General features: G+C 38.0%; 22 protein-coding genes. 6 read left to right on the top strand and 16 right to left on the bottom strand.

From position 1 onward, the window contains the following. Positions 1 to 12: 12 nt before the first annotated feature. The 13 genes from QCQ61_RS11735 to QCQ61_RS11675 all read right to left on the bottom strand — a co-directional run bounded on the left by QCQ61_RS11735 (position 13) and on the right by QCQ61_RS11675 (position 15657). Positions 13 to 927 (bottom strand): Ppx/GppA phosphatase family protein, encoded by a 915-nt coding sequence (locus QCQ61_RS11735; RefSeq protein ID WP_279447838.1) that lies wholly within the window; start codon positions 925 to 927, stop codon positions 13 to 15. 1 nt (position 928) lies between these two features. After that, the gene (ppk1, locus tag QCQ61_RS11730) at positions 929 to 3025 is read right to left on the bottom strand and encodes a polyphosphate kinase 1 (protein ID WP_279447837.1); all 2097 of its coding nucleotides are present in this window, start codon (positions 3023 to 3025) and stop codon (positions 929 to 931) included. Further along, positions 3025 to 3510: a SixA phosphatase family protein gene (locus QCQ61_RS11725; protein ID WP_279447836.1), complete on the bottom strand. Its 486-nt coding sequence runs from the start codon at positions 3508 to 3510 to the stop codon at positions 3025 to 3027. Before QCQ61_RS11725 ends, ppk1 begins: the two co-directional genes overlap by 1 nt. Before the next feature lie 66 nt (positions 3511 to 3576). Then, a complete protein-coding gene (pdxH, locus tag QCQ61_RS11720; protein WP_279447835.1) occupies positions 3577 to 4221 on the bottom strand; it encodes a pyridoxamine 5'-phosphate oxidase in 645 nt (214 codons plus the stop codon). A gap of 105 nt (positions 4222 to 4326) precedes the next feature. Then, complete coding sequence (locus QCQ61_RS11715; protein WP_279447834.1) at positions 4327 to 5454, bottom strand: T9SS type A sorting domain-containing protein; 1128 nt, start codon at positions 5452 to 5454, stop codon at positions 4327 to 4329. Positions 5455 to 5505: 51 nt separating this feature from the next. Continuing rightward, positions 5506 to 6411, bottom strand: a complete 906-nt coding sequence (locus tag QCQ61_RS11710; RefSeq protein WP_279447833.1) for a ribonuclease Z — start codon at positions 6409 to 6411, stop codon at positions 5506 to 5508. Positions 6412 to 6460: 49 nt separating this feature from the next. Further along, positions 6461 to 6796, bottom strand: a complete 336-nt coding sequence (locus tag QCQ61_RS11705; protein WP_279447832.1) for a ribonuclease Z — start codon at positions 6794 to 6796, stop codon at positions 6461 to 6463. Next, complete coding sequence (locus QCQ61_RS11700) at positions 6796 to 7725, bottom strand: aspartate carbamoyltransferase catalytic subunit (protein WP_279447831.1); 930 nt, start codon at positions 7723 to 7725, stop codon at positions 6796 to 6798. The genes QCQ61_RS11705 and QCQ61_RS11700 overlap by 1 nt, the downstream gene beginning before the upstream one ends. Before the next feature lie 43 nt (positions 7726 to 7768). Continuing rightward, positions 7769 to 8308: a bifunctional pyr operon transcriptional regulator/uracil phosphoribosyltransferase PyrR gene (gene pyrR, locus QCQ61_RS11695; RefSeq protein WP_279450262.1), complete on the bottom strand. Its 540-nt coding sequence runs from the start codon at positions 8306 to 8308 to the stop codon at positions 7769 to 7771. A gap of 217 nt (positions 8309 to 8525) precedes the next feature. Next, complete coding sequence (gene rpsA / locus QCQ61_RS11690; RefSeq protein WP_279447830.1) at positions 8526 to 10376, bottom strand: 30S ribosomal protein S1; 1851 nt, start codon at positions 10374 to 10376, stop codon at positions 8526 to 8528. Between the two features lie 265 nt (positions 10377 to 10641). Further along, positions 10642 to 13302, bottom strand: a complete 2661-nt coding sequence (locus QCQ61_RS11685; RefSeq protein WP_279447829.1) for a DNA gyrase/topoisomerase IV subunit A — start codon at positions 13300 to 13302, stop codon at positions 10642 to 10644. 54 nt (positions 13303 to 13356) lie between these two features. Continuing rightward, entirely contained in the window at positions 13357 to 13794 is a 438-nt protein-coding gene (locus QCQ61_RS11680; RefSeq protein WP_279447828.1) for a hypothetical protein, read from the bottom strand. A gap of 12 nt (positions 13795 to 13806) precedes the next feature. Further along, positions 13807 to 15657, bottom strand: a complete 1851-nt coding sequence (locus tag QCQ61_RS11675; protein WP_279447827.1) for a DNA topoisomerase IV subunit B — start codon at positions 15655 to 15657, stop codon at positions 13807 to 13809. 313 nt (positions 15658 to 15970) lie between these two features. On the opposite strand from QCQ61_RS11675, the gene QCQ61_RS11670 reads away from it, so the two are divergent. The 3 genes from QCQ61_RS11670 (at position 15971) to QCQ61_RS11660 (ending at position 18266) form a co-directional block, all read left to right on the top strand. Beyond that, positions 15971 to 16888 (top strand): DnaJ C-terminal domain-containing protein, encoded by a 918-nt coding sequence (locus tag QCQ61_RS11670; protein ID WP_279447826.1) that lies wholly within the window; start codon positions 15971 to 15973, stop codon positions 16886 to 16888. After that, positions 16888 to 17178, top strand: a complete 291-nt coding sequence (locus QCQ61_RS11665; protein WP_279447825.1) for a chaperone modulator CbpM — start codon at positions 16888 to 16890, stop codon at positions 17176 to 17178. Before QCQ61_RS11670 ends, QCQ61_RS11665 begins: the two co-directional genes overlap by 1 nt. Before the next feature lie 89 nt (positions 17179 to 17267). After that, complete coding sequence (locus QCQ61_RS11660; RefSeq protein WP_279447824.1) at positions 17268 to 18266, top strand: phosphatase PAP2 family protein; 999 nt, start codon at positions 17268 to 17270, stop codon at positions 18264 to 18266. Between the two features lie 45 nt (positions 18267 to 18311). Here the strand turns inward: QCQ61_RS11660 and QCQ61_RS11655 are convergent, their stop codons facing one another. Beyond that, the gene (locus QCQ61_RS11655; RefSeq protein WP_279447823.1) at positions 18312 to 18962 is read right to left on the bottom strand and encodes a rhomboid family intramembrane serine protease; all 651 of its coding nucleotides are present in this window, start codon (positions 18960 to 18962) and stop codon (positions 18312 to 18314) included. A gap of 119 nt (positions 18963 to 19081) precedes the next feature. On the opposite strand from QCQ61_RS11655, the gene QCQ61_RS11650 reads away from it, so the two are divergent. Next, positions 19082 to 19957 (top strand): lysophospholipid acyltransferase family protein, encoded by an 876-nt coding sequence (locus QCQ61_RS11650; protein ID WP_279447822.1) that lies wholly within the window; start codon positions 19082 to 19084, stop codon positions 19955 to 19957. Here the strand turns inward: QCQ61_RS11650 and glmM are convergent, their stop codons facing one another. Both glmM and QCQ61_RS11640 read right to left on the bottom strand, forming a co-directional pair. Next, positions 19958 to 21346, bottom strand: a complete 1389-nt coding sequence (gene glmM / locus QCQ61_RS11645; protein ID WP_279447821.1) for a phosphoglucosamine mutase — start codon at positions 21344 to 21346, stop codon at positions 19958 to 19960. Positions 21347 to 21426: 80 nt separating this feature from the next. Continuing rightward, positions 21427 to 22494, bottom strand: coding sequence for an acyltransferase family protein (locus QCQ61_RS11640; RefSeq protein ID WP_279447820.1), 1068 nt, complete (start codon positions 22492 to 22494; stop codon positions 21427 to 21429). 40 nt (positions 22495 to 22534) lie between these two features. Between QCQ61_RS11640 and QCQ61_RS11635 the strand changes: the two genes are divergently transcribed. Both QCQ61_RS11635 and ggt read left to right on the top strand, forming a co-directional pair. Next, positions 22535 to 23119: an acyl carrier protein phosphodiesterase gene (locus tag QCQ61_RS11635; protein WP_279447819.1), complete on the top strand. Its 585-nt coding sequence runs from the start codon at positions 22535 to 22537 to the stop codon at positions 23117 to 23119. Further along, positions 23116 to 24828 carry a gamma-glutamyltransferase gene (gene ggt, locus QCQ61_RS11630; protein ID WP_279447818.1) on the top strand — a complete coding sequence of 571 codons (1713 nt, stop codon included), beginning with the start codon at positions 23116 to 23118 and terminating at the stop codon, positions 24826 to 24828. Before QCQ61_RS11635 ends, ggt begins: the two co-directional genes overlap by 4 nt. The last annotated feature ends 44 nt before the right edge of the window (positions 24829 to 24872 follow it).

Genomic DNA, 24872 nt, shown 5'->3' with positions numbered 1-24872 from the left:
TGGGGATGCTTATTAATCTTTAATTTGCGTATGGGCTGCAACTTTTTCATTATAAAGACTACGAACAATACCGTCGCTCAGCCCGATTTTTGGCACAAACACATTCTTTGCTTTGCTCCATTTCATGGCAGAGAGATAAATGCGCGTAGCGGGTATAACAACATCTGCCCGGTCTGGATTCATATCCAGTTCTGTAATGCGCTCTTCATATGAAAGCGATTTTATTAACTCGTAATACGAAGAGAGATAAAAATAGCTAAGTGGTTTTCCCAGTTTTTTTCCACTCTTTTTAAAGATGGTGTTAATATTACCGCCACTACCTATTAGTGAGATTTTTCTGAAATCTTTCGTTTCCCTTTTAATCCAAGTTTCCATGTCTGTCCACACATTTTCATCAACCAGTCCTTCCAAAAGTCTAACGGTGCCAAGTTTAAAACTCTGCGAGCTAATATTTTCGCCATTGGCAAAAACTGTAAGTTCTGTACTTCCGCCACCAACATCTACATACAGAAACACTTTATCGGCCTGAATTAAGTTTTTTAAATCTGTAGAAGCTATGATTTTTGCTTCGTCTTTACCATCAATTATATTAATGGCTATGCCACTTTGTTCTTTAATTGATTTAGCAATTTGTGGGCCATTGGAGGCTTCGCGCATAGCTGATGTAGCACAAGCTTTAAAACGTTTTATATTGTGGGTTTTCATTAAAAGCTTAAAAGCTTGAATAGCATCTACCATTCTATGGGCACTAGCCTCCGAAATTTTTCCATCGAGAAAAACTTCGGCTCCTAACCTAATTGGTACTCGTACCAAGGAAGTTTTTTTAAACAAAGTAGGTTGCTCCTTCCGCTCTATTACAGATACAATTAATAGTCTAATAGCATTACTGCCAATATCTATGGCGCCGTATTTTTCAATATTTAACAAATCAGTTTACTTCAAGTTTATTTAAATAATAATCATACATTTTAAACTGGGAACGCACCGGTGGCTTGTGATTTTTTAGATACGCATTATCATTTTTAATGCTTATTACACGTGCCTTTACATTATCGCTCCAGCCTATTTCAAAGTTTTCCAATATTTCCTTCTTTATATCTTCATCGTAGATGGGGCACGATATTTCAACTCTATTGTCCAAGTTTCGTCCCATAAAATCTGCAGATGAAATATATACTTTTGGGTCGCCTCCATTTTCAAAGATAAACAACCGCGGATGTTCCAAAAATTTTCCGACAATACTTATGGCTTCAATATTTTCGCTCATACCCTTTACTCCCGGAATTAAACAGCAAATACCTCTAACAATCATTTTTATCTTTACCCCGGCACGACTGGCTTCATAAAGTTTATCGATCATTTTATAATCTGAAAGACTGTTGAGCTTAAGTTTAATGCCGCTTGGCAGACCGGCTTTTTTATTTTTTATTTCGGTATCTATTAAATGGTAAATTGCTTTGCGGGTATAATGTGGCGAAACAATTAAATGGCGATATTTTCGCACTAAATAATTCACTTCAAAAAATTCAAAAACCTTTTTAATTTCCTTACAGATTTTTTGGTTGGCGGTAAATAGGGTGTAATCTGTGTAAAGTCGCGCTGTAGATTCATTAAAATTTCCGGTACTTAAAATTCCGTATCTAACGGTTTTTTTGCTTTCTACTCGTTCAATAAGGCACGCTTTACAGTGCACTTTTAAACCTTTTACGCCAAAAATTAAGCGTATGTCTTCACTTTGTAATATTTCGGCGTATTTAATATTTGCCTCCTCGTCAAAACGGGCTTGCAGTTCTATTTGCACTGTTACGTCTTTTCCGTTTTTTTTCGCATTGATAAGCGAACTGGCAATATGCGAAACTTCGGCCAGGCGATAAATAGTTATTTTAATAGATTTTACCTTGGGGTCTAATGCTGCTTCGCGTAAAAACTTAACCACATACATAAATGTTTGGTAGGGTGCATGCAGCAGATAATCTTTTTCTACTATTTTATCGAATAGATTGCCTTGTAAGCTCAAGCCTGGAATAGGCAAGGGTTCTATTTTTTCATATTGTAAATCGGGCCGTCCCAGTCTAGGGAAATCCATATAATCGCGTCTGTTATGGTAACGCCCGCCCGGTATAATACTGTCGGTTTTATCAATCCCCATTTTGTCTAACAAAAATTGCAGGGTTTTTTTATCTATGCTTTTATCGTAAACAAAACGCACCGGATCACCCGTACTTCGGTTTTTAACGCTTTTTGAAATTTTATCTATAAAGCTTCGACTTAAGTCGCTATCTATATCCAATTCGGCATCGCGTGTAATTTTAATCATATGTGCCGAAATGGTTTCATATTTAAAAATGCTAAATATATTGTGCAAACAATGGCGAATTAAATCGTCCAGAATAATTACGTATTGTTTGTTCCCTTGCGGCGGAAGCACCACAAATCTATCTATAGTTCGCGGTATTTCTATAAGTGCATAATTGTGTTTTGCTTCAAACGTATCGTCGTCTTTGCTCATCACCATGGTTACTGCAAGGTATGCGGCACTATCTCTTAAACTGGGAAATTCTTCCAATTCGCCAATCATAATAGTCATCATGGCGGGACTAACATTTCTGATAAAATATTCTGAAATAAACTTGCTTTGATCGGGCGTTATTTCAGTTTCGTTAATTATAAAAATGTTTTCCTTGCGCAATTCTTTTTGGATATCGCTCAAAATATTTAAACTGTGTGCTTGTTGCGCAATTACGGTCTGTGTAATTTCTTCCAATAAATCCTTAGCCGAAATACCGCCCAGAAAACTACGACCTAACTTTCCGGCTTCAACAATCCGTTTTATGGTAGCGTAACGCACTTTAAAAAATTCATCTAAATTATTTGAGAAAATACCCAAAAATCGAAGTCTTTCAATTAAGGGCAGTTTTTTATCATTCGCTTCCTGCAGCACACGGGCGTTAAACTGCAACCAGCTTAACTCTCGGTTGGTGTAAATATTGCGAACTTGAGTATGTGGGTCTATTTTTTCGATCATTATTTAAGATCCCGTGGGAAGATGGTTTTAACAGTTTTACCTGTAGTTATATCGCTCCAACTTTTTTCATCGAAGGCCAAAATAATAAAGCCGCAGGTTGGAACATTATCAATATAGCGATTACCCAACATATTTACTACCGAAGTAAAAGCATGATTATGGCCCACAATCATAACTTTATCCAAACCGTCCGGCAACGATTTTATAATGCGCATCACATTCTGGCCACTAAAGTCATAAAGATCGTGGTTTGTCTCGAAATCTGCATCGTCTATTTTGAGGGCAGTTTTAAAAAAATGTGCGGTAGCTAAGGCACGTGTGGCATCACTGCTAATAATTTTTTGAGGCGGATCAATGGTTTTGGCAACCTTGGCCGAAACCAGTTTACCATCGCGTTCTCCCCTTCCTTTTAACGGACGCTTATGATCGTCTACATCGTGTTTCCAGGAAGATTTTGCGTGGCGGACTAAGTATAGTGTTTTCATTGTTTTGTTAATTGGGGATTCGTAAATGTGTTAAGTTGAAAATCAGCAATTTAAAACTGTAAATTGTTAAGGAGCCAGTCTTTCAATTAGCCAGTCATTATTTTTTAAAGTATATCGAATTCTATCGTGTAACCTGTTTGGTCTGCCTTGCCAGAATTCAATTGAAAAAGGTTTTACTAAAAACCCACCCCAATCGTCGGGTTTTGGCACTTCTTTATTTTCGTATTTTTTTTCGAGTTCGGCTAAGTTTTTTTCTATAACTTCTCGAGAAGCTACAACTTCGCTTTGGTGTGAAACAGCAGCTCCCAACTGACTTCCCTTTGGCCGGGAATGAAAATAGTTGGTTGAATCTGCTTCCGAAGTTTTTTCAGCAATTCCTTTTATAATTATTTGCCGTTCCATATTTGGCCAAAAGAAAGAAAGCGAAACTTTGTGATTATTTGTAATTGATTTGCCTTTTTCGCTGTTGTAATTGGTGTAAAAATAGAAACCGTATTCGTCGTATTTTTTCAACAGCACTACGCGCCCCTTTGGAAAACCATCAGTACCGATTGTGGAAATTGTCATCGCATTTACTTCATCTACACCGCCACTATCCTTCACCTCAAAAAACCAAGTACGGAATTGCTGCATCGGGTTTACGTCAACGGACGTTTCAGAAAGTTCGCCTTTTTCGTAAGATTTTCGGTAATCGTGAAGTTTTTCGGCCATTGTTTGAGTTTTAACGCAAGTTAAGAGTTTTAACGAAGCTATAAAACAGTGGCTTATTAAATCTGTATTAAAATTACCGATGAAAAAGAAATCGAAATTGAAAGACTATTGCACAACTATTTTTTCGGTTGTCGTGCCATTGACGGTTGAAACTCTTAAAAAATAAAGCCCACTTAAAAATCCTTCAACCGGAATTCTGGATAGCCCGACATTCAGAGTGCCCGAACGCACTATTTTACCCTGCACGGAAATCAATGAGTACTCACCTTCCACTTTCGATGAAATATTAAAATAAGTTTTTGCCGGATTGGGAAAAATCTTGAATGGTGCCATAACAAATTCTTGATTTCCCAACGCATCACACTCCGCCTCGTTGTTCACAAAAGTGGTAAACGGATCTTTGTACCAATCGTCAAGATAGGTAGCACTGGCGTCGTCCACAAAGATACATTGTAAGTTGTCTGTGCCATATACATTGAAGGAGCCTATATTTTCATTATTGCCGTTGCGTAGGTCTAGATGATTTAATGGGGGCATAAATGGAGCCAATAAGAGTGTTAGGGCAGGATTTTGAGTTAGATCCAAACTCTCTATATCGTTTCTACCGCAAACCAAATAAAAAAGCTCCGGATTATTAGAGGTGTCTAAAGAGGCAATATTGTTTGAAGAACAAGAAAGTACTTCTAAAAAAAGATTCTGAGAAAGATCCAATGCTGAAATTTGATTTTGGCTACAATCGATTTCAATCAAAGATGGCACATTGGATAAATCCAGTGATGTTAAATAATTTTCAAAACACTCCACTACCACTAACATTTGACTATTTAACAGTAAACTAGTTAATTGACTGCCTTGACAGCTAAGCCACTCCAAATGTGTATTGCTCGACAAATCCAAACTGGTCAATGGATTAAATGTGCAGCCCAGCGTTTTAAGCATTGAATTTTGTGAAAGATCTACCTGTTCCACCAAATTATAACTAATATCCAACCATTCGAGTGCTATAAAATCCTCTATTCCAGTTAAATCTGTAACCCCAATTTGAGAATCAAGATCTAAGGTAATTACGTTTTCAATATTTGCAGTAAGCACCTGCCCATTTCCCGGTACACCATCACCCATGCCGTTGGCTTCTAAAAAATCTTCAAAGTTGGGGTCGGGCACCGCTGTATATTGAGGATAACAAACCATTGTTGTGGCCAGGAATAAGAAAAAGAGTATTGATTTTTTCATGTTTCTCTAAATAACAGGGCGATGGTTTCAATAAAAATACAAATAAATTATTCAGAACTCAAATACTCTCCCATCCTCCGCCAATTCCACATTTTCAAAAACTTCCTGCGCTTCTTTTCGGAAAAGCTCCAAATCGCCATAACGCCCAGAATAGTGACCGAGTATTAAAGTTTCAACCTTTGCCTTTCTGGCAATCACTCCAGCTTCTTTTGCAGTACTGTGTTTGGTTTTATCGCAAAGATGGTGGTGTTCTTCCAGAAAAGTAGATTCGTGGTATAAAACAGTGGCGCCTTCAATTTGCGGCACTATCTGTGGATAATAAGCTGTGTCGCTGCAATAAGCATAGCTTTTTGAAGGTGGCGGGTCAAAAGTAATTTCTTTATTAGAAATTAGTTTGCCCTCCCTATTCTCAACATCAAAACCTTGTTTAATTTTATTGTAATAACTTAAATCGATATTGAGTTTTCGAGCCTTTTCAACATCTAATTTTCTGTCATCTGGTTTTTCTTTAAAAAGAAATCCATTGGTATAAACGCGATGATCTAACGGAATGGTCTCAACGGATACTTTGTCATCCTCAAAAATGAGTTGTGGTGTGGTTTCCTCCAATTCGTGAAAATAGAGCGGATAATTAGTATATGCTTTACCCAGTTTTAGCAATAATAATATAGCTTGCTTTATTCCCTTTGGGCCGTATATGTGCAACTCTGCCTCTCTTCCCAATAGTAGAAAAGTGGAAATAAGCCCCGGCAATCCAAAAAAATGGTCGCCGTGCAAATGGGAAATAAAGATATGTCGAATTCGCGAAAACTTTACTCTATATTTTCGAAGCTGCATTTGCGTACCTTCGCCGCAATCAATTAAAAATAAGTGTCCCTTCATTTCCAAAACCTGCGCCGTTGGGTGCGCTTTGGCTGTTGGTGTTGCAGAATGACATCCTAAGATAGTAAGCTTCATAATTAAATGGCCGTTTTTGAGCTAGGGTTACAACAAAATTATTGCAGCATTAAAACCCTAAGTCTCTTTCAATTTCCTCCATTTCAATAATATCACGTGCTTCTTGCAGCGTTGGAACAACTACCATTTCAAAAGGTACATCGTCAATATCAATAGCATCGTTTACGATAACAAAAGAGTGTTTTGTTTTTCGGTGTAGATTGGAGGTTTTAAGAAACCTTAATAATTGCACCAACTCTAACGAATTGTATTTTAAAAGATTTAACACTACGTTTTGACCTTTGTATTTTGTAGGAATTTGCGATTCAATAAACGATGCAAAATCTACAATATCGTCCTTTTCATCTTCAAGGACCACATAATTAGGATGATTGTCAATTTTCATTACGATTTTATTTTTGAAGCCAATAAATATATAACAGCCATACGCACGGCAACGCCATTTTGAACTTGTTCCAAAATAATTGATTGCTTGCTATCTGCCACGTCGCTGGTTATTTCAACTCCGCGATTTATGGGACCTGGATGCATAACCACTATTTCTTTATTTAAAGAATCTAAGATTGCTTTAGAAAGACCAAATTGCTGGGTATATTCTCGCGTAGTAGGAAAATAACTAATGTCCATCCGTTCGTTTTGCACACGAAGCATATTGGCCACATCGCACCATTCCAACGCTTTACGAAGATTTGTTTCAACCCCCACATTAAGTTTTTCTATGTATTTAGGAATTAAAGTTTTAGGACCACATACCTTAACTGTCGCTCCAAGTTTTTGAAGTGCGAATATATTTGAAAGTGCAACCCGTGAATGAAGAATGTCACCAACAATTACAACTTTTTTACCCGAAACATCACCAAGTTTTTCACGAATGGAATACGTATCTAACAAAGCCTGGGTGGGATGCTCGTGGGCTCCATCGCCTGCATTAATTATACTTGCATTTACGTGTTTAGAAAGAAATACGCCCGCGCCCGGGTTTGGGTGGCGCATAACTACCATATCTACTTTCATAGAAAGTATGTTGTTTACAGTGTCTATCAATGTTTCGCCTTTGGTAACCGAAGAGCTCGATGAGGCAAAGTTTATAACATCTGCGGAAAGTCTTTTTTCTGCAAGTTCAAAAGAAAGTTTGGTACGGGTACTGTTTTCGAAAAAAAGGTTGGCAATAGTAATATCGCGAAGTGAGGGTACTTTTTTGATGGGCCTATTTATAACTTCCTTAAAATGGTCTGCCGTTTCAAAGATAAGTTGGATATCGGCTTCGGTGATGTATTTAATTCCCAGTAAGTGGTTTACACTTAGTTCGCTCATTTTTCTATTATCAGTTATCGGTTGTCTGTTCTCAATTTCTATTTTAATTTTTTACGAGGTAAACAGCATCTTCTCCGTCATTTTCTTTCCAGCATACTTTTACCTTTTCTCCATTAATTGCATCTACCTGTCTGCCGCGGTAATCGGGCTGTATGGGTAAGTGCCGGCTAAAGCGACGGTCTATCAATGTTAGCAGCTCAATTTCCAACGGTCTTCCAAAGGATTGTACTGCGGTCAACGCAGAGCGTATGCTTCTTCCTGTAAATAAAACATCGTCTATAAAAACAACATTTTTATCTTCAACAATAAAATTTATTTTGGTTTTGTTTGCTTCCAAGGGCTTTTGGCCTCTTCGGAAATCGTCTCGAAAAAAAGTAATATCTAAATACCCGAGTTTTATATCCTTGATTTTGTATTCAGATTCGAGCAAGGTTTTTAATCTTTCAGCTAAGAATACACCGCGGGGTTGTATGCCAATAAGTACGGTTTTAGAAAAATCGTCGTGCTTTTCAATTAATTGGCAAGCCAAACGGTTAAGCGCAATGTTTATCTCGGTTGCGTTCAATAACACTTTTTGGCTCATAGGAAGTTCTGAATTGTATTCAGAGAGCAAAAGTACGATTTTTTTGGGTTCAAAAAGTGAAGATTTTGAAATTGATTTTGAAGGGACTGTTTTTCAGGGATCTCCTCCCTCTTTGACGCCTACCTATAATGGTAATAATCAGAAAAAGTTAGTGTTTTATATAATAAAAAAGCCTTCCGTTTCGGGAAGGCTTTTCATTATTTATAAAATGAACCGATTATTTTTTACCGTCCATTTTGTCTTTAAGCGCTTGTAATGCAGCATTGGCATCGCCTAGAGTGGTTTTAGACTCGTCTTGTGCAGTTGCTTGTTTTTTAACAGCTTCTTTTACAATTTTTGCCTCTTCCTCTTTGTGAATTACCATATGCGAAGCAACCACTTTCTTGAATTCTTTGTTGAATTCAATAATTTGGAATTCTGCTTCATCGCCTTTTTTCAACATAGAACCATCTTCTTTTTCAAGGTGACGGCTTGGTACAAATGCTACGATATCTTCGTTGAATTTAATAGTTGCTCCTTTGTCTACTACTTCGTCAATAGAAGCAGTGTGCTTAGTTCCAACTGCAAATTCATCTTCGTATTTATCCCAAGGGTTTTCTTCTGTTTGTTTGTGACCTAAACTAAGTTTACGACCTTCAACATCTAATTCTAATACAACAACTTCCAGCGTGTCACCAATATTGGTAAACTCACTTGGGTGCTTAATTTTATTAGTCCAAGAAAGATCGCTTATGTAGATAAGACCGTCAATTCCTTCTTCTAATTCAACAAAAACACCAAAGTTAGTGAAGTTACGTACAATACCTTTGTGACGTGAACCAACTGGGTATTTAGTAGTAATATCTGTCCATGGATCTGGAGTCATTTGCTTAATACCAAGGCTCATTTTGCGTTCTTCCTTATCCATTGTAAGGATTACCGCTTCAACCTCATCACCAACATTTACGAAATCCTGAGCGCTACGTAAGTGCGTAGACCAAGACATTTCGCTAACGTGGATTAAACCTTCAACACCTTCAGCAACTTCAATAAATGCACCGTAGTCTGCAATAACAACTACTTTACCTTTTACTTTATCACCAACTTTCAACTCTTCTCCAAGAGCTTCCCATGGGTGCGGGTTTAATTGTTTTAGACCTAATTGGATACGTGTTTTATCTTCATCGAAATCAAGAATTACAACGTTCAATTTCTGATCAAGTTCAACGATCTCATTTGGATGGTTAATACGTGACCAAGAAAGGTCTGTAATGTGAACAAGTCCATCAACACCACCAAGATCAACGAATACACCGTATGAAGTAATGTTTTTAACAACACCTTCAAGTACCTGTCCTTTTTCAAGTTGGCCGATGATTTCTTTTTTCTGCTCTTCAATATCCGCTTCAATAAGCGCTTTGTGAGAAACAACAACGTTTTTAAATTCGTGGTTAATTTTAACAACTTTAAATTCCATTGTTTTACCAACGTAAACGTCGTAATCACGGATTGGTTTAACGTCAATTTGCGAACCTGGCAAGAAAGCCTCGATACCGAAAACATCTACGATCATACCACCTTTTGTGCGGCATTTTACGTAACCATTTACGATTGTAGCTTCGTCGTGGGCAGCATTTACACGGTCCCAAGCCTTAATGGTTCTAGCTTTACGGTGGCTAAGAATAAGTTGACCGGTGCTGTCCTCACGAACGTCGATCAATACTTCTACTTTATCACCAACTTTTAAATCTGGATTGTAACGGAATTCGTTCAATGAAACAACACCTTCACTTTTCGCGTTAATGTCGATGATTGCATCACGATCTGTGATGTAAACCACTTTTCCTTCAACAACTTCGTCATCCAAAGTGTCAACGAAATTCTCTGCTACCAATTTTTCGAATTCTTCTAGCTTACCATCGTCGATTGGGTCAATACCTTCTTCGTAGTTGTGCCAGTTAAATTCTTCAAGAAATTTTTCAGGATTGCTCTCTTTAAGAGAAACTTCTTTTTGAGGTTTTGTAGCTACCTCATTTTGAGTTGCAGTATCTTCTACCTGCACTTCTTCTTTGTTTGCTTTATCAGCCATTTGTTAATTTGTGTTTGAAATTTTAAATTTTCAACAAAGTGAAAACTGCTAATTTCAAACGCTTTGTATTCTGCGTTGTTACAAGATTTTACTGCGACTATCCCACAGAAGGGTTTGATTTTGTTTTGTTTTAATTCCTCTTATTCTTGCCTCGTCGCTAAGAGGGGTGCAAAAATAAGGTTTTTCTTTTGAAAATCAAAAGGTTTGGGGACTGAAAATTATTTTTTGGAATAATTAATTTTGCAGCAAAAACGACCTTGAATGTTTAAAACAATAACCCCTGCCCGCCTTCATCGGTTTTTGAATCACTATCGTTTTTAGAATCGTTGTTTTTCGAAGCCATATCCTCCTCGTCCACAACATCAATTTCCTCGGGCTCTACAGGTGCTGGCGGCTCGTAAGGCAAAGGTTCTTTGGTGTTTATTTCCAAAACTTTTTCCTTTGTAAGTTGGTTGCCCATTGCGTTTATGCCTTTTACAGCTATGAATTCCTCCAAATTAAGCTCCAAATTTTCCTCGCGCTCCTGCCCTCTTTTTTTGGCGAAGACCACTTCGGCCATTGGTCGGTAATCGGTAAATATTTTTTCTAAATATGAATTTGGATGATCGGTAATAATTGTTTCATCTCTATCGGGATTTTCAATTAAAAAGCGCTTCACATAAAACAATTCTTTTTCGCCTTCCCAGTAAATGGCGCTCAAAGGTTTCTTTGGGTCCCACTTTTCAAGAATTATCATATCGTCATCAAACCGAAGCTGAAGGTCGGGCACAACGGTTTTTACTACACCTTTTTGGTTCACTATTAGCAATCGATCTTCTTTACGAAATTCGCCTAAAAGCTCACCTCTATCGTCCACATTTAAACGTTGTACAGAATCGTCAAACCATATTTTACGGGGTTTGAGTGTAGAAAGTCCTTTCTCTTTTAATTCAATTTTTCTGATGGAATATTTAGTAACGATGTTTCCTTTGGAATTTCTCCCTTTTACCAGCTGATCTGCAAAATCTAAATCGAATTTAAGTTTTTTAATGCTTCCACTTTGGCGTAAATAAATAGTAACCAATTCGGCCTCACCATTGGGATTTGCAGTAAAATAAAGCACTTTGGAACCTTTTGCCCCGTTCGTCATATCATATTCCCTATCGCGAGTTGTAGAAGTCACCGCAAAGCGCTTTACATAATTTGCGCCGCGAGCTCCATCGCGATAAATCATATTATAAATAGTGCGTTTGTCCTTCTTTTTAAAAACGGCCACATGAATAATGTTTTTGCCCACAAACGTTTTGGCGTCCACTTTTGTGACCATCATTGTACCATCTTCGGTGAACACTATAATATCGTCAATATCGCTGCAATCGGTAACGTATTCGTCGCGTTTTAGGCTGGTGCCCACAAATCCTTCAGCGCGGTTTACGTACAATTTTGTATTTCTGATTACTACTTTTGTAGCTTCAATATCATCAAAAGTCCTGATTTCGGTTTTCCGTTCCTTTCCTACGCCGTAATCCTTTTTTAAACGTTTAAAATAGTCTATTGCATACTCAATTAAGTGCGCTAAGTGATGCTTTATTTGAGCGATGCTATCTTCCAGCGCCTCAATCTTTTGCTGTGCTTTATCAATATCAAATTTTGAAATTCTCTTAATGCGAATTTCAGTCAAACGCACAATATCTTCTTCGGTTACAGCACGCTTTAAATGTTTAATATGCGGCTGTAATCCTTTATCGATTGCAGCAATTACGCCTTCCCACGTTTCCTCTTCTTCAATATCGCGATAGATTCGGTTTTCTATAAAAATTCGCTCCAAAGACGCAAAATGCCACTGCTCCTCCAGTTCATTTAATTGAATTTCGAGTTCGCTTTTAAGCAGTTCCACCGTGCGATCTGTGCTTACGCGAAGCATTTCAGACACTCCAACAAACAACGGACTGTTATCTTCAATTACACAACCCAATGGCGAAATGCTGCTTTCGCAAGCCGTAAAGGCATACAGCGCATCTATGGTTTTATCCGGCGAAATGCCACTTGGCAAATGGATTTGAATTTCCACCTCCGCAGCAGTATTATCCTCTATTTTTTTAATTTTTATTTTCCCTTTGTCGTTCGCCTTTAAAATTGAATCGATAAGCGATGAAGTGTTGGTTCCAAAGGGAATTTCGGTAATTACCAGCGTATTTTTATCCAGTTGGTTTATACGCGCGCGACTTCGGATTTTCCCACCGCGAAGACCATCGTTATAATCGGCCACATCCATCAATCCACCTGTGGGAAAGTCTGGATAGATTGTAAACCTTTTACCTTGTAAATGCTTAATTGAAGCATCAATCAGTTCAATAAAATTATGTGGAAGTATTTTTGTTGAAAGCCCAACCGCAATACCTTCGCCACCTTGATTTAACAACAACGGAAATTTAACTGGCAGATTTATTGGCTCTTTTCTTCGACCATCATATGAAGCCTGCCATTTTGTTACCTTTGGATTGTAAACCACATCCAAGGCAAATTTTGAAAGCCGTGCCTCAATATATCGCGATGCTGCGGCGCTATCACCGGTTAAAATATTTCCCCAGTTACCTTGGGTATCAATCAATAAATCTTTTTGGCCAATTTGCACCATGGCATCCGCAATACTCGCATCGCCGTGTGGGTGATACTGCATGGTATGCCCCACGATGTTTGCCACTTTGTTGTAACGCCCATCGTCCAAATCTTTCATAGACTGCATAATGCGGCGCTGCACAGGTTTAAAACCGTCCTCAATAGCGGGTACGGCGCGTTCAAGTATTACGTAACTGGCGTAATCCAAAAACCAGTCGCGGTACATGCCGGTTACCTTTTTTATGGTATCGCCGGAAGTATCGTCGTTTACGCCCAAGTAGTCTGGGCCTGTTTGTTGTTCTTCGTTGTTGTCGAGTTCGTCACTCATTGTTTTGGTTCCAAGTTTCAGAATTCAGGTTCCAGGTTCGGAAATCTTTTAATATTATTTTTGAATGATATAACTATAAGTTTCATTATCTCTTTGAATTTCTTCACCATTCAATAAAAATTTCTCAACACTTTTAAGCTCCGTAAAGCAATCAGTGTTATAAATATTTATTTTTAATTTTAAAATATCAGTTTCCTGCTGATTAAGCATCAAGTTATAATCCTTTTCAGATTCCATATCATAATAATAAAGCTCTATAAAAGTTTTCCCATCATAATCATAAAATCTCAATGGAATATTTTGATTGCCTCTATCAAGTGTAATTTCCGTAGGTTTATATATATTATTTTCACCAATCAGCGAATTTCCTTCGGTGTCGAGAATAGAAATATGTATTGATTGCGGAGGTGGGTCTGTCGCCGCACAATCATCATTTGTATCACACGCACTCATAATTAACAATAAGAAAAACACTACATAAATTTTTTCCATGCCTAATATTTTTTATTCTTCCACTCTATCAAGTTCAACCTTCAAATTATCAATAATAAACTCTTGTCTATCGGGGGTGTTTTTTCCCATATAGAAAGAAAGTAATTCTTCAATACTCATAGATTTATCGAGCATCACGGGATCTAACCGGATATCGTTGCCAATAAAATGCACAAACTCGTCTGGTGAAATTTCACCCAAACCTTTAAAACGGGTTATTTCGGGTTTTGGCTTTAGTTTTTCTATTGCGGCTATTCTTTCTTCTTCGGAATAACAATAAATGGTTTCCTTTTTGTTCCGAACGCGAAACAGTGGCGTTTGCAAAATATACAAATGCCCTTCTTTAATTAGTTCGGGGAAAAACTGAAGAAAAAATGTAATGAGCAACAATCTAATATGCATCCCATCCACATCGGCATCGGTAGCGATTACAATATTGTTATATCGCAAATCTTCCATGGAATCTTCAATATTTAAAGCCGCTTGTAACAAGTTAAACTCTTCGTTTTCGTACACAATTTTTTTGGTCATCCCGTAGGTGTTCAACGGTTTTCCACGAAGTGAAAACACCGCCTGTGTATTTACATCGCGACTTTTGGTAATACTACCACTTGCCGAATCTCCCTCGGTGATAAACAGTGTAGATTCAAGATTGCGTTCGTTTTTCACGTCGCCCAAATGCACGCGGCAATCACGTAGTTTTTTATTGTGAAGATTTGCCTTTTTAGCTCGATCTTTTGCCAGTTTTCGAATACCGCTTAACTCTTTACGCTCACGTTCGGCCTGCACAATTTTACGCTGAATGGCGTCTGCTGATTCAGGATTTTTATGAAGGAAGTTATCGAGATTTGTTTTTACAAAATCGTTTATAAACGTGCGCACCGTTGGCAGATCGCCGCCCATATCGGTGGAGCCAAGCTTTGTTTTCGTTTGGCTTTCAAAAACGGGCTCCATCACTTTTATACTAATTGCCGAAACGATACTTTTTCGCACATCGCTGGCGTCGTAATTTTTATTGTAGAATTCGCGAACGGTTTTAACCAACGCTTCGCGAAAAGCTGCTAAATGTGTTCCGCCTTGGGTTGTATTTTGTCCGTTGACAAAACTGTGATATTCTTCGCTGTATTGGGTTTTGCTATGCGTTATGGCAACTTCAATATCATCGCCGCGTAGATGAATTATGGGGTATGCCATATCTTCGTCGCTGATGGTTTCCATTAAAAGATCTTTCAATCCATTTTCGGAATAAAACTTTTCGCCATTAAAATCTATCGTCAATCCCGGGTTGAGATAAACGTAGTTTTTCAGCATTTTTTGTACGTATTCCGTACGGTATTTAAAGTTTTTAAAAATACTTTCGTCGGGAATAAAAATTACTTTCGTCCCCTTTCGTTTGCTGGTTTCTTCAACTTCAACGTCGTTGGTTAATTCACCCAAAGAGAATTCCGCCGCCTTCATTTGGTTATCGCGAACCGATTCCACCTTAAAAAATGCAGAAAGAGCATTTACCGCTTTGGTACCGACCCCATTTAAACCGACAGATTTTTTAAACGCGCGGCTGTCGTACTTTCCGCCCGTATTCATTTTTGAAACCACGTCGATCACTTTCCCAAGCGGAATGCCGCGACCGTAATCGCGCACTTTCACTTCCTTGTCTTTAATGCGAACTTCGATGGTTTTCCCGGCGCCCATTACAAACTCGTCAATACAGTTGTCTATCACTTCTTTTAGAAGAATATAAATACCGTCATCGGGCGACGAACCATCGCCGAGCTTTCCAATATACATCCCCGGACGCATCCGGATGTGTTCTTTCCAGTCTAGCGAGCGAATGTTATCTTCGGTATATTGTGTTTCAGACATAAGATTTGGTGTAGGGTGGCTAATATAAATATACGTGAGCACTTGTGAAACCAATACTTCGGAAAGTAATTAACAATAAAACAATATTAATTGTTAGTAATTTGGTTTTTGCTCCAATTGTGCAAATATCCGTGCTATTCTGAATAAAATACAATTAGTTTTCCACAAAAGCAAGATTGAAATATTTTGTTTGGAAAAATAGCTTTTGCGGAGAGTTTAGCTAGTATGATTGCTAAACTTTTGTGAAGAATATGGTTGGAAATTGAATAGGTAAATTTCTTTTTATAATTTCATAGCACAAATAAAAACTTCAATGGAATTCATAGATTACTATAAAGTTCTCGGGTTGGATAAAAATGCGACTGCGGCCGATATTAAAAAGGCGTACCGCAAACTTGCCAGAAAACATCATCCCGATTTAAATCCCAACGACAAAGCGTCGCAGGAAAAATTTCAACAGATAAATGAAGCAAATGAAGTTTTGAGCGACCCCGAAAAACGTAAAAAATACGACCAATACGGAAAGGATTGGCAACACGCCGATGCATTTGAAGAAGCCAAGCGTAAACAAGGCTCGCAAGGATTCGGCGACGGATTTGGTGGGCAACGAACCTACTCCGGCGGCGGGCAAGGTTTTGACGAAAGTCAGTTTTCAGATTTTTTTGAATCTATGTTTGGCGGAGGTGGATTTACTGGTGGCGGCCGCAGGCAATCTGCACAGTTTAAAGGGCAAGATTTAGCCGCAACGCTTCGATTGAATTTGACCGATATCTTGGAAAGTCAAAAGCAAACTATCAGCATTGGAGATAAAAAAATTAGATTAACAATTCCGGCAGGCGTTGAAGACGGGCAAACCATAAAAATTAAAGGTTACGGCGGCGAAGGAATGCAGGGCGGCCCAAAAGGCGATTTGCTAATTACTTTTGAAATTTTCAACAATACGCGTTTCAAAAGATTGGAAAGCGATTTGTATGCCACCGAAAATATTTCGCTGTACACTGCAATTTTAGGCGGCGAAATTACAATTGAAACCCTTTCTGGTAAAGTTAAGCTAAAAGTAAAACCCGAGACCCAAAACGATACCAAGGTTAAACTGAAAGGCAAAGGCTTACCGAAGTACAAAAAGGAAAATCAACACGGCGATTTGTATGTTACTTACAAAATAGAGCTTCCAAAAAATCTGTCGGAAAAAGAAAAAGCACTGTTTACTGAACTTTCAAAACTGAGATAATGGCACGAGAAAAATACATATTGGTAAGTCACTACTGCAAAGTTTCACAAATTGAAAATACCTTTATTGAAAGGCTTCACGATTTTGGACTTATTGCTTTTGAAGAGAAACAAAACGACCTTTTTATAGATGAAAAGGATATTTCGGAAATTGAACGAATGTTTCGGCTACATCACGATTTAGGAATTAATTTTGAAGGATTAGACGCCATTAAACAAATGCTAAAACGTATGAGGAAGATGGAAAAAGAAATGAATTCACTTCAGAAAAGATTACGGTTGTACGAATAAAAAAATTTCCAAAAGGAACTATAAATTCTCTTTAATTAAACGTTAAATGAAATTTGCGCAGTTGGCCAAAACCATATCTTTATGGTTATATGAAAAAAATCACTCTACTATTTGCGTTTTTTGCCGGCATCAATTTTTATGCGCAGCAATCCTTTCAAAATTCATCAATTTCTATAAAAAACAATAACACGTATTCCCAAAAATTGGCAATAGGCAATTCAAATGCGTTTATGTTTAAATTGCCCAGCGCTGCACCCGAAAGTAACTTTCAGGATAAAATAAATTTTGCTATAGACGATCAAAAAAACGGCTCGCCCTATGAATGGAAATGGGTTCGCGATGGTATTTGGACGGGTGCTGCTTTGGGAGCCAGCGCATATGGTTTAATTTTAATTCAAAATAAAGACGATATGCCCCTGGCCGAACGTGAGCAATATTTGAATGAAGAATCACTCCAGAAAAAAATCGATAAATTAAATTTTTTAGATCAATGGGTGGCAGGAAAACACAATAAAAGCGCAAACTCCATAAGCGACATTCCTTTTGCGCTGTCTTTTGCAGCACCATTCGCACTCCTAATAGACGATGAAATTAACGACTACACAGGACAATATTTGGGGCTATATATAGAAAGCTTAGCCACTACGGCTGCTTTATACTCCATAACTGCCGGTCTGGTAAATAGAAGTAGACCGTATGTATATGATAATAGTGGAGATACACCTAACGACAGACGGTTTAAAAATAATGGGCAGCGCTCCTTTTATTCCGGTCATGTTGCAGCCACAGCCACAGCTACCTTTTTTGCCGCAAAGGCATACAGCGATTTTAACCCGGACGGAGACGGGAAAGTACTCATATGGACCGGGGCGGCAGCCCTACCTGCGGCAGTTGGAGTTTTGAGAATGGAAGCCGGACAACATTTTTTAACCGATGTATTATTAGGGTATGTTTTGGGCGCCGGAACAGGAATTTTAGTGCCCGAACTACATAAAAAGAAAATGGACAATATAGATATTTACCCAAGTTCAGGAACCAGCTTTAATGGCGATAGCTATAATGGAATGGCTTTTAGATATAGTTTTTAAATAATTGTTCTACATTTAAAAGTATAATACCCAGCGTCCAATTTTCTATATTTTTCCCAGTTTGTGCATAACAAACAATATAATTAGAGGAATAGCCAATAACACAACTATCCACAAACTAGTTTGAAATAAATAAGGCGCAAAAACAAGGGTAAGTACATACCCGCCAATTGCTCCGCCAATGTGGGCATCGTGGCCAATATTGCCCAATCGTTTTTTCATACCATAAATTGAATACAGCAAATAACCCATTCCAAAAAGCCAAGCAGGTATGGGGATGGGAATAAAAAATAAATAAAGACCCATGTCTGGGAAAAATAAAATGGCAGAATATAAAACGCCCATTACCGCGCCACTCGCGCCAATTGCACTATAGTGATACTCGTCTTTATGGAAATAAAACGAAAGCAGGTTGCCAATGATTAAACTCGCTACATATATTATTACAAAATACGTAACCCCCACGCTCATAATAACCACAGGCGCAAAAAAGTAAAGCGTAAGCATATTAAACAATAAATGCGAAAAATCCGCATGCAGAAAAGCGGAGCTAAACATACGTATCTGCTCGCCGCGGCGTATCCCGGCAATATTGAATTTATATTTTTCGAAAAATGAAAAATCGTTAAATCCTTTTAACGAAATAATTACATTGGCGGCAATGATAACAATTGTGGCGATGTGTAAGTTTTGCATCTTTAATTGAAAAGTTAATAGTTAAAAGTTAGTGATTAATTGTGGCATTATCCTGAATATTGAATATTGAACGTTGAATATTGAACATTTATTTAATTAGTTTTGCACGAACATTCGCTATGCAAAGATTGCTTTATATCCTGGCTTATCCAATTCTTTGGCTACTTTCCATTATGCCAATGCGCATTTTGTACATTAAATCTACCGCAATGTACATATTGGCCTATTATATTATTGGCTATCGCAAAAAAGTTGTAAAGGATAATCTGGCCTTGGTTTTTCCCGAAAAAACCCAAAAAGAAAGAAACCGAATTGCGCGACAATTTTTTAAACATTTGTGCGATATTATCTTTGAGACGATAAAAGCATTTACCATTTCCGAAGAAGAAATCCGCAAACGGTTTGTGGTTACCAATGCCGAAATACTTGACAGCTATTACCAAAACGACAGAAGCATCCTGTTAATGGCAGGCCATTATGGCAACTGGGAATGGAGCGGAATTTTGAATAAATTGATGCAGCATCAAGCCCACGCCGTTTACAAACCTTTGGGCAGTAAACAATTTGACGCTTTGGTTAAAAAAACCCGCGAACACTTTGGCGGTATCATTGTCAGCAATAAAAAAATTGTGCCGGTTCTATTTAGAAAATGGAAAAAAGGCATAAAAACCCTTACCTATATTCTTAGCGACCAAACTCCAAAAATAGGTGCTTTTAAACATCGTGACACCTTTATGGGAATAGATGTACCTATGTTCACAGGAACTGAGGAACTGGCAAAAAAACTTGACTTTTCAGTAGTTTATCTTAAAGTTGAAAAGGTGAAACGAGGCTATTACACGGCCACTTTTATTCCGTTGGTTGACAACCCGAAAGAATACCCAGATTTTCAAATTACCCGCATGTTTTTTGACGCTTTGGAAGCGCAGATTCGTGAAAAACCTGAGTATTATTTATGGTCGCACAAACGGTGGAAACTTAGAAGAACTGATTGACTACAACCCAGCAATGCCCTTAATCTCCCCAATAATCCTATCTGCCAAAGCATCCGCCTCTTCTTGGCTTTTCGCTTCGGTATAAATTCTTATAATAGGTTCGGTATTTGATTTTCGAAGGTGTACCCAGTTTTCTGCAAAATCTATTTTTACGCCGTCAATGGTATTTATTTCTTCCGAAGCATATTTAGCTTCCATTGCTTTTAAAATTGCATCAACGTCCAATTGCGGGGTTAATTCAATCTTCTTTTTGCTCATAAAATACGCGGTGTATTTTTTACGAAGTTCACTCACTGAAATTTTTTCTTCTGCTAAAAAACTTAAGAATAAAGCAATGCCCACCAAACTGTCTCGGCCGTAGTGCAGCTCAGGGTAAATAATACCGCCATTGCCCTCTCCCCCAATCACAGCATTGGTTTCCTTCATTTTTTCAACTACATTCACTTCGCCAACGGCACTTGCGGTATAAGTTCCGCCATGTTTTTCGGTAACATCGCGCAAAGCCCGGGAAGACGACATATTTGAAACCGTATTTCCTGGATTGTTTTGCAAAACATAATCGGCAACGGCAACGAGGGTGTATTCTTCGCCAAACATTTCGCCTTTTTCATCTACAAAAGCAAGTCTATCAACATCGGGATCCACCACAATTCCGAAGTCGGCATTTTCTTCCACCACTAATTCCATTAAATCGCCCAAATGTTCTTTTAACGGTTCCGGATTGTGTGGAAATTCGCCGTTTGGGGTACAATACAATTTTACCGTTTCTACGCCTAAAGCCTCTAAAAGCAAAGGTACTGCAAGACCTCCCGTAGAATTTACGGCATCTACCACAACTTTCAATTTTGCGCTTTTTATGGCATCTGAATTTACTAGTGGCAGCTCTAAAATTTCATCAATATGTAAATCTATGTAGGCATCGTTTTTATGAATTTCACCCAAATCGTCAACTTCGGCAAAGCGTATATTTCCTTCTTCGGCAATATCCAGAATTTGTTGGCCGGCAGCTGCGTTTAAAAATTCACCTTTATTATTTAGTAATTTAAGCGCATTCCATTGTTTTGGGTTGTGGCTTGCGGTAAGAATTATTCCGCCGTCAGCGTGTTCCATTGTTACTGCCATTTCTACAGTAGGTGTGGTTGAAAGGTCTAAATCTATCACGGTTATTCCCATCCCCACCAAGGTATTCATTACAAGTTGTTGAATCATTTGTCCCGAAATACGCGCATCGCGACCTACCACAATTTTGTAATCTTTCTTATTGCGTTGTTGTTTAACCCAAGTGCCGTATGCCGCGGCGTATTTTACCGCATCAATAGGTGTTAAGTTTTCGCTTTGCGCTCCGCCAATTGTGCCACGGATTCCCGATATAGATTTAATTAGTGTCATTATATATTGTTATATTTTAATAGTTATTTGTTGAAGTTGTATTTAACGTGAAATTCAATATCTCGTAGTTTAAAAAATCGTTATCTAAATTTATTTTTCAACTTTAAAAAGTATAGCTCAAAATATGTATAGGATAAATGGGCAATAAATATAGTTCCCGCGAAGGTAAGCAGGAGCATTAAAATTACAGTTAATTTTTCATTAAGGTTTTGTAGTATCTCCAATTTCAAAAATAAAAACACTACGGCATTTAATACAATGGCGTGATACATATAAATGCCATATGAAATACTCCCAAGGTGATTTAAAACTTTGCTGTTGGCCTGTACACCCCGATTGTTAAAAGCCAAGGAATGTATAAAGAAACCAAACAAAAAGCACGTTATTAAAGACCGAAGCCACAACGGTTCAAACAGAAATATATCTGTAATGTAATACAGTAAAGTTGCTACACAAATTACTGCCGGAAAAATTGCCGAACATTTTAAAAATTCGAGCTTTTTCCTTTCTTCTAAAATGGCAATTACACCACCCGTAAAAAGATAGAAAAAAACAAAGGTATATTGGCGAAGCAACTCAAAAACATCGGACCAATAAAGAATGAAATATCCTAACAACAAAATGCTTAAAACACGTAAAATCCATTTCGCATTAATAAAAAACAGCAACGGTGCAATTAGTAAATAAAATTGTTCTTCAATGCCGATAGACCACAGTATTTCAATAATTCCGCCGGGGTCGTATAATTTTGCGAATACATTCGGAAGAAAGAAAACGTTGTAAAATAAGGCTTGTTTCCACGTATAATTTATTTCAAAAGGTATATTTAACCACGGTAAAATAACATTGTAAAAAAGCAGGCCAAAACCTAAAACTAAATAATACAGTGGAAATATGCGCAGAATTCGGCGAATGTAAAAATCTTTAATAGAAAAAGAATCTCGAATTTTTGCTCGGTAAATAATCCGAATAATTAAAAAACCGCTAAGCACAAAAAACATGTACACCGCCTCTAAACCGCGATGAAATACTGGAAGCCCGTCAAAAAAAGGCAACCCTTGATTGGCCGAAAGTTGGGGCAAGTGAAAAAGCAACACGAGGGAAGCTAGAAAAAACCGCAATGGATCTAAATTGGGTAACCTCTTCAATTTTCAGTTTTTACAGCTCAAAAATACATATATTTATTGAATGAATTTTTTAGCCCACATCTATCTCTCCGGCGACGAAGAAGACGTAATTATCGGCAACTTTATTGCCGATGGCATAAAAGGGAAACGTTATCTAAAATTTCCACCCGGCATTGCAAAAGGAATTTTGCTCCACCGGGCTATAGACACCTTTACAGACGCCCACCCCACCGTACACCAAAGTACGGCGCGGCTTCACAAAAATTACAGTCATTATAGCGGGGTAATTGTAGATATACTGTACGATCACTTTTTAGCCAAAAATTGGAGCCAATATTCTAACCAACCTTTGGATATATACGTACAGGATTTTTATAAATTACTTCGCGAAAACTTTACAATACTCCCCGCACGCATTCAGCGAATGATGCCATACATGATAGCCGACAACTGGCTTTTAAGCTACGCTACTGTTGAAGGTATCGGAAAAATACTGGCTCAAATGAATGTTCGCACCAAAGGGATTTCAAAAATGAATCTGGCCGTTGAGGAGCTAGAAATCTATTACGACGAATTTGAAGCAGAATTCACTTCCTTTTTTGAAGAACTTATTAGCTATTGCAACAATAAACGCAACCAATTATGAAACAATACCTCGCCCTTTTACTAATTATGCTATTGATTTCCTGTAAAGACAATCCCAAGCCCATAACAGGAACAACCTCACCAAAAACCGAAATAAAAGCTGTAATTGCAGATAGTGCCATGGTAGTTTCGGCTCGTGCGGAAGCTTCAAAAATAGGCGCATCGATTCTAAAAAATGGCGGTACCGCATTTGATGCCATGATTGCCACTCATATGGCTTTGGCTTTAACGCATCCCAACGCCGGAAACATTGGGGGCGGCGGGTTTATGGTCTTCCGAACCGAATTTGGCGAAATTGGTTCCTTAGATTTTCGTGAAAAAGCGCCCTTGGCTGCTACACGAGATATGTATCTTGACAACAACGGTAAGTATATTCCTGAAAAAAGTACTGAAGGCGGATTGGCAGTTGGCGTACCCGGTAGTATTGCAGGCATTTTTGCCGTGCACGAAAAATTTGGCACAATGCCCATGGAAATACTGTTAAAACCCGTGATTGAATTAGCAAACAAAGGATTTCTAATAACACCAAAACAAAAGGCACGTTTTGATGAATTTAAAGATGAATTTGAAAAAATTAATGGCGGGGCGTCAATTTTTACGTCAACTTACACGGCTGGCGATACTTTAAAAAACACTGCGCTAGCAACTACCCTTAGCAGAATTGCAAAAAACGGAAGAGCCGAATTTTATGCTGGAGAAACTGGTAAGAAAATGATCGATTTCCTCCAACAAAAAGGAGGAATCATAACTCAAAAAGATTTAGATGCCTATGAAGCCATTTGGCGCGAGGCCATGGTTTTTAAGTATAAAGATGTAAAACTTATTTCAATGGCGCCACCTTCGAGTGGTGGCATTTGTCTTTCACAAATTTTGCAAATGATTGCGCCATTTCCGCTTACCGAATACGGTCATAATTCAGAAAAATATATACAGCTTTTGGTAGAAGCTGAAAAACGCGCCTACGCCGATAGAAGCGAATATTTGGGCGACCCTGATTTTATTGATATTCCGGTAGATTCACTACTTTCCAATACATATATATCTAAACGAATGAAGAACTTTTCATTTGAAAATGCCACTCCTTCCGAAACGATAAAACCAGGAAAAATTACTAGTTACGAAAGTCTTGAAACCACGCATTATTCAATAGTAGATAAATTTGGAAACGCTGTTTCAGTAACCACAACCCTTAACGCTTCATACGGATCTAAATTATATATTCCTGAGCTCGGCTTCTTTTTAAACAATGAAATGGACGATTTTAGTGCCAAGCCCGGCACACCAAATATGTTTGGTCTTATTGGTGGTGAAGCCAATGCTATTGCCCCACAAAAAAGAATGCTAAGCTCTATGACGCCCACCATTGCAGAAAAAGATGGCAAACTTTTAATGGTTTTGGGCACACCCGGTGGATCTACGATTATTACATCGGTTTTGCAAACATTTTTAAATGTATATGAATTTGAAATGAATATGCAGGAAGCTGTTAATGCTCCGCGCTTTCACCACCAATGGCTGCCTGATTTAATATTATTTGAAGCCGATGGATTTTCGTCTGAAACAATTAAAAACCTTGAAGCTAAAGGTTATTCCTCCAGCAACCAAATACTACCCGAAATTGGAAGTGTAGATGCAATTTTAATTTTGCCAAATGGAAAACTCCAAGGCGGTGCCGATCGTCGTGGGGATGATACAGCCATCGGCTATTAAAATTTATTTTTTTATCAAATATTAACACCCCACAAATAACATGC

The sequence above is a fragment of the Aequorivita marisscotiae genome (assembly GCF_029814825.1).
GTDB classification, from domain to species: Bacteria; Bacteroidota; Bacteroidia; order Flavobacteriales; family Flavobacteriaceae; genus Aequorivita; species Aequorivita marisscotiae.
This window is presented reverse-complemented; position numbering and strand designations above follow the sequence as displayed.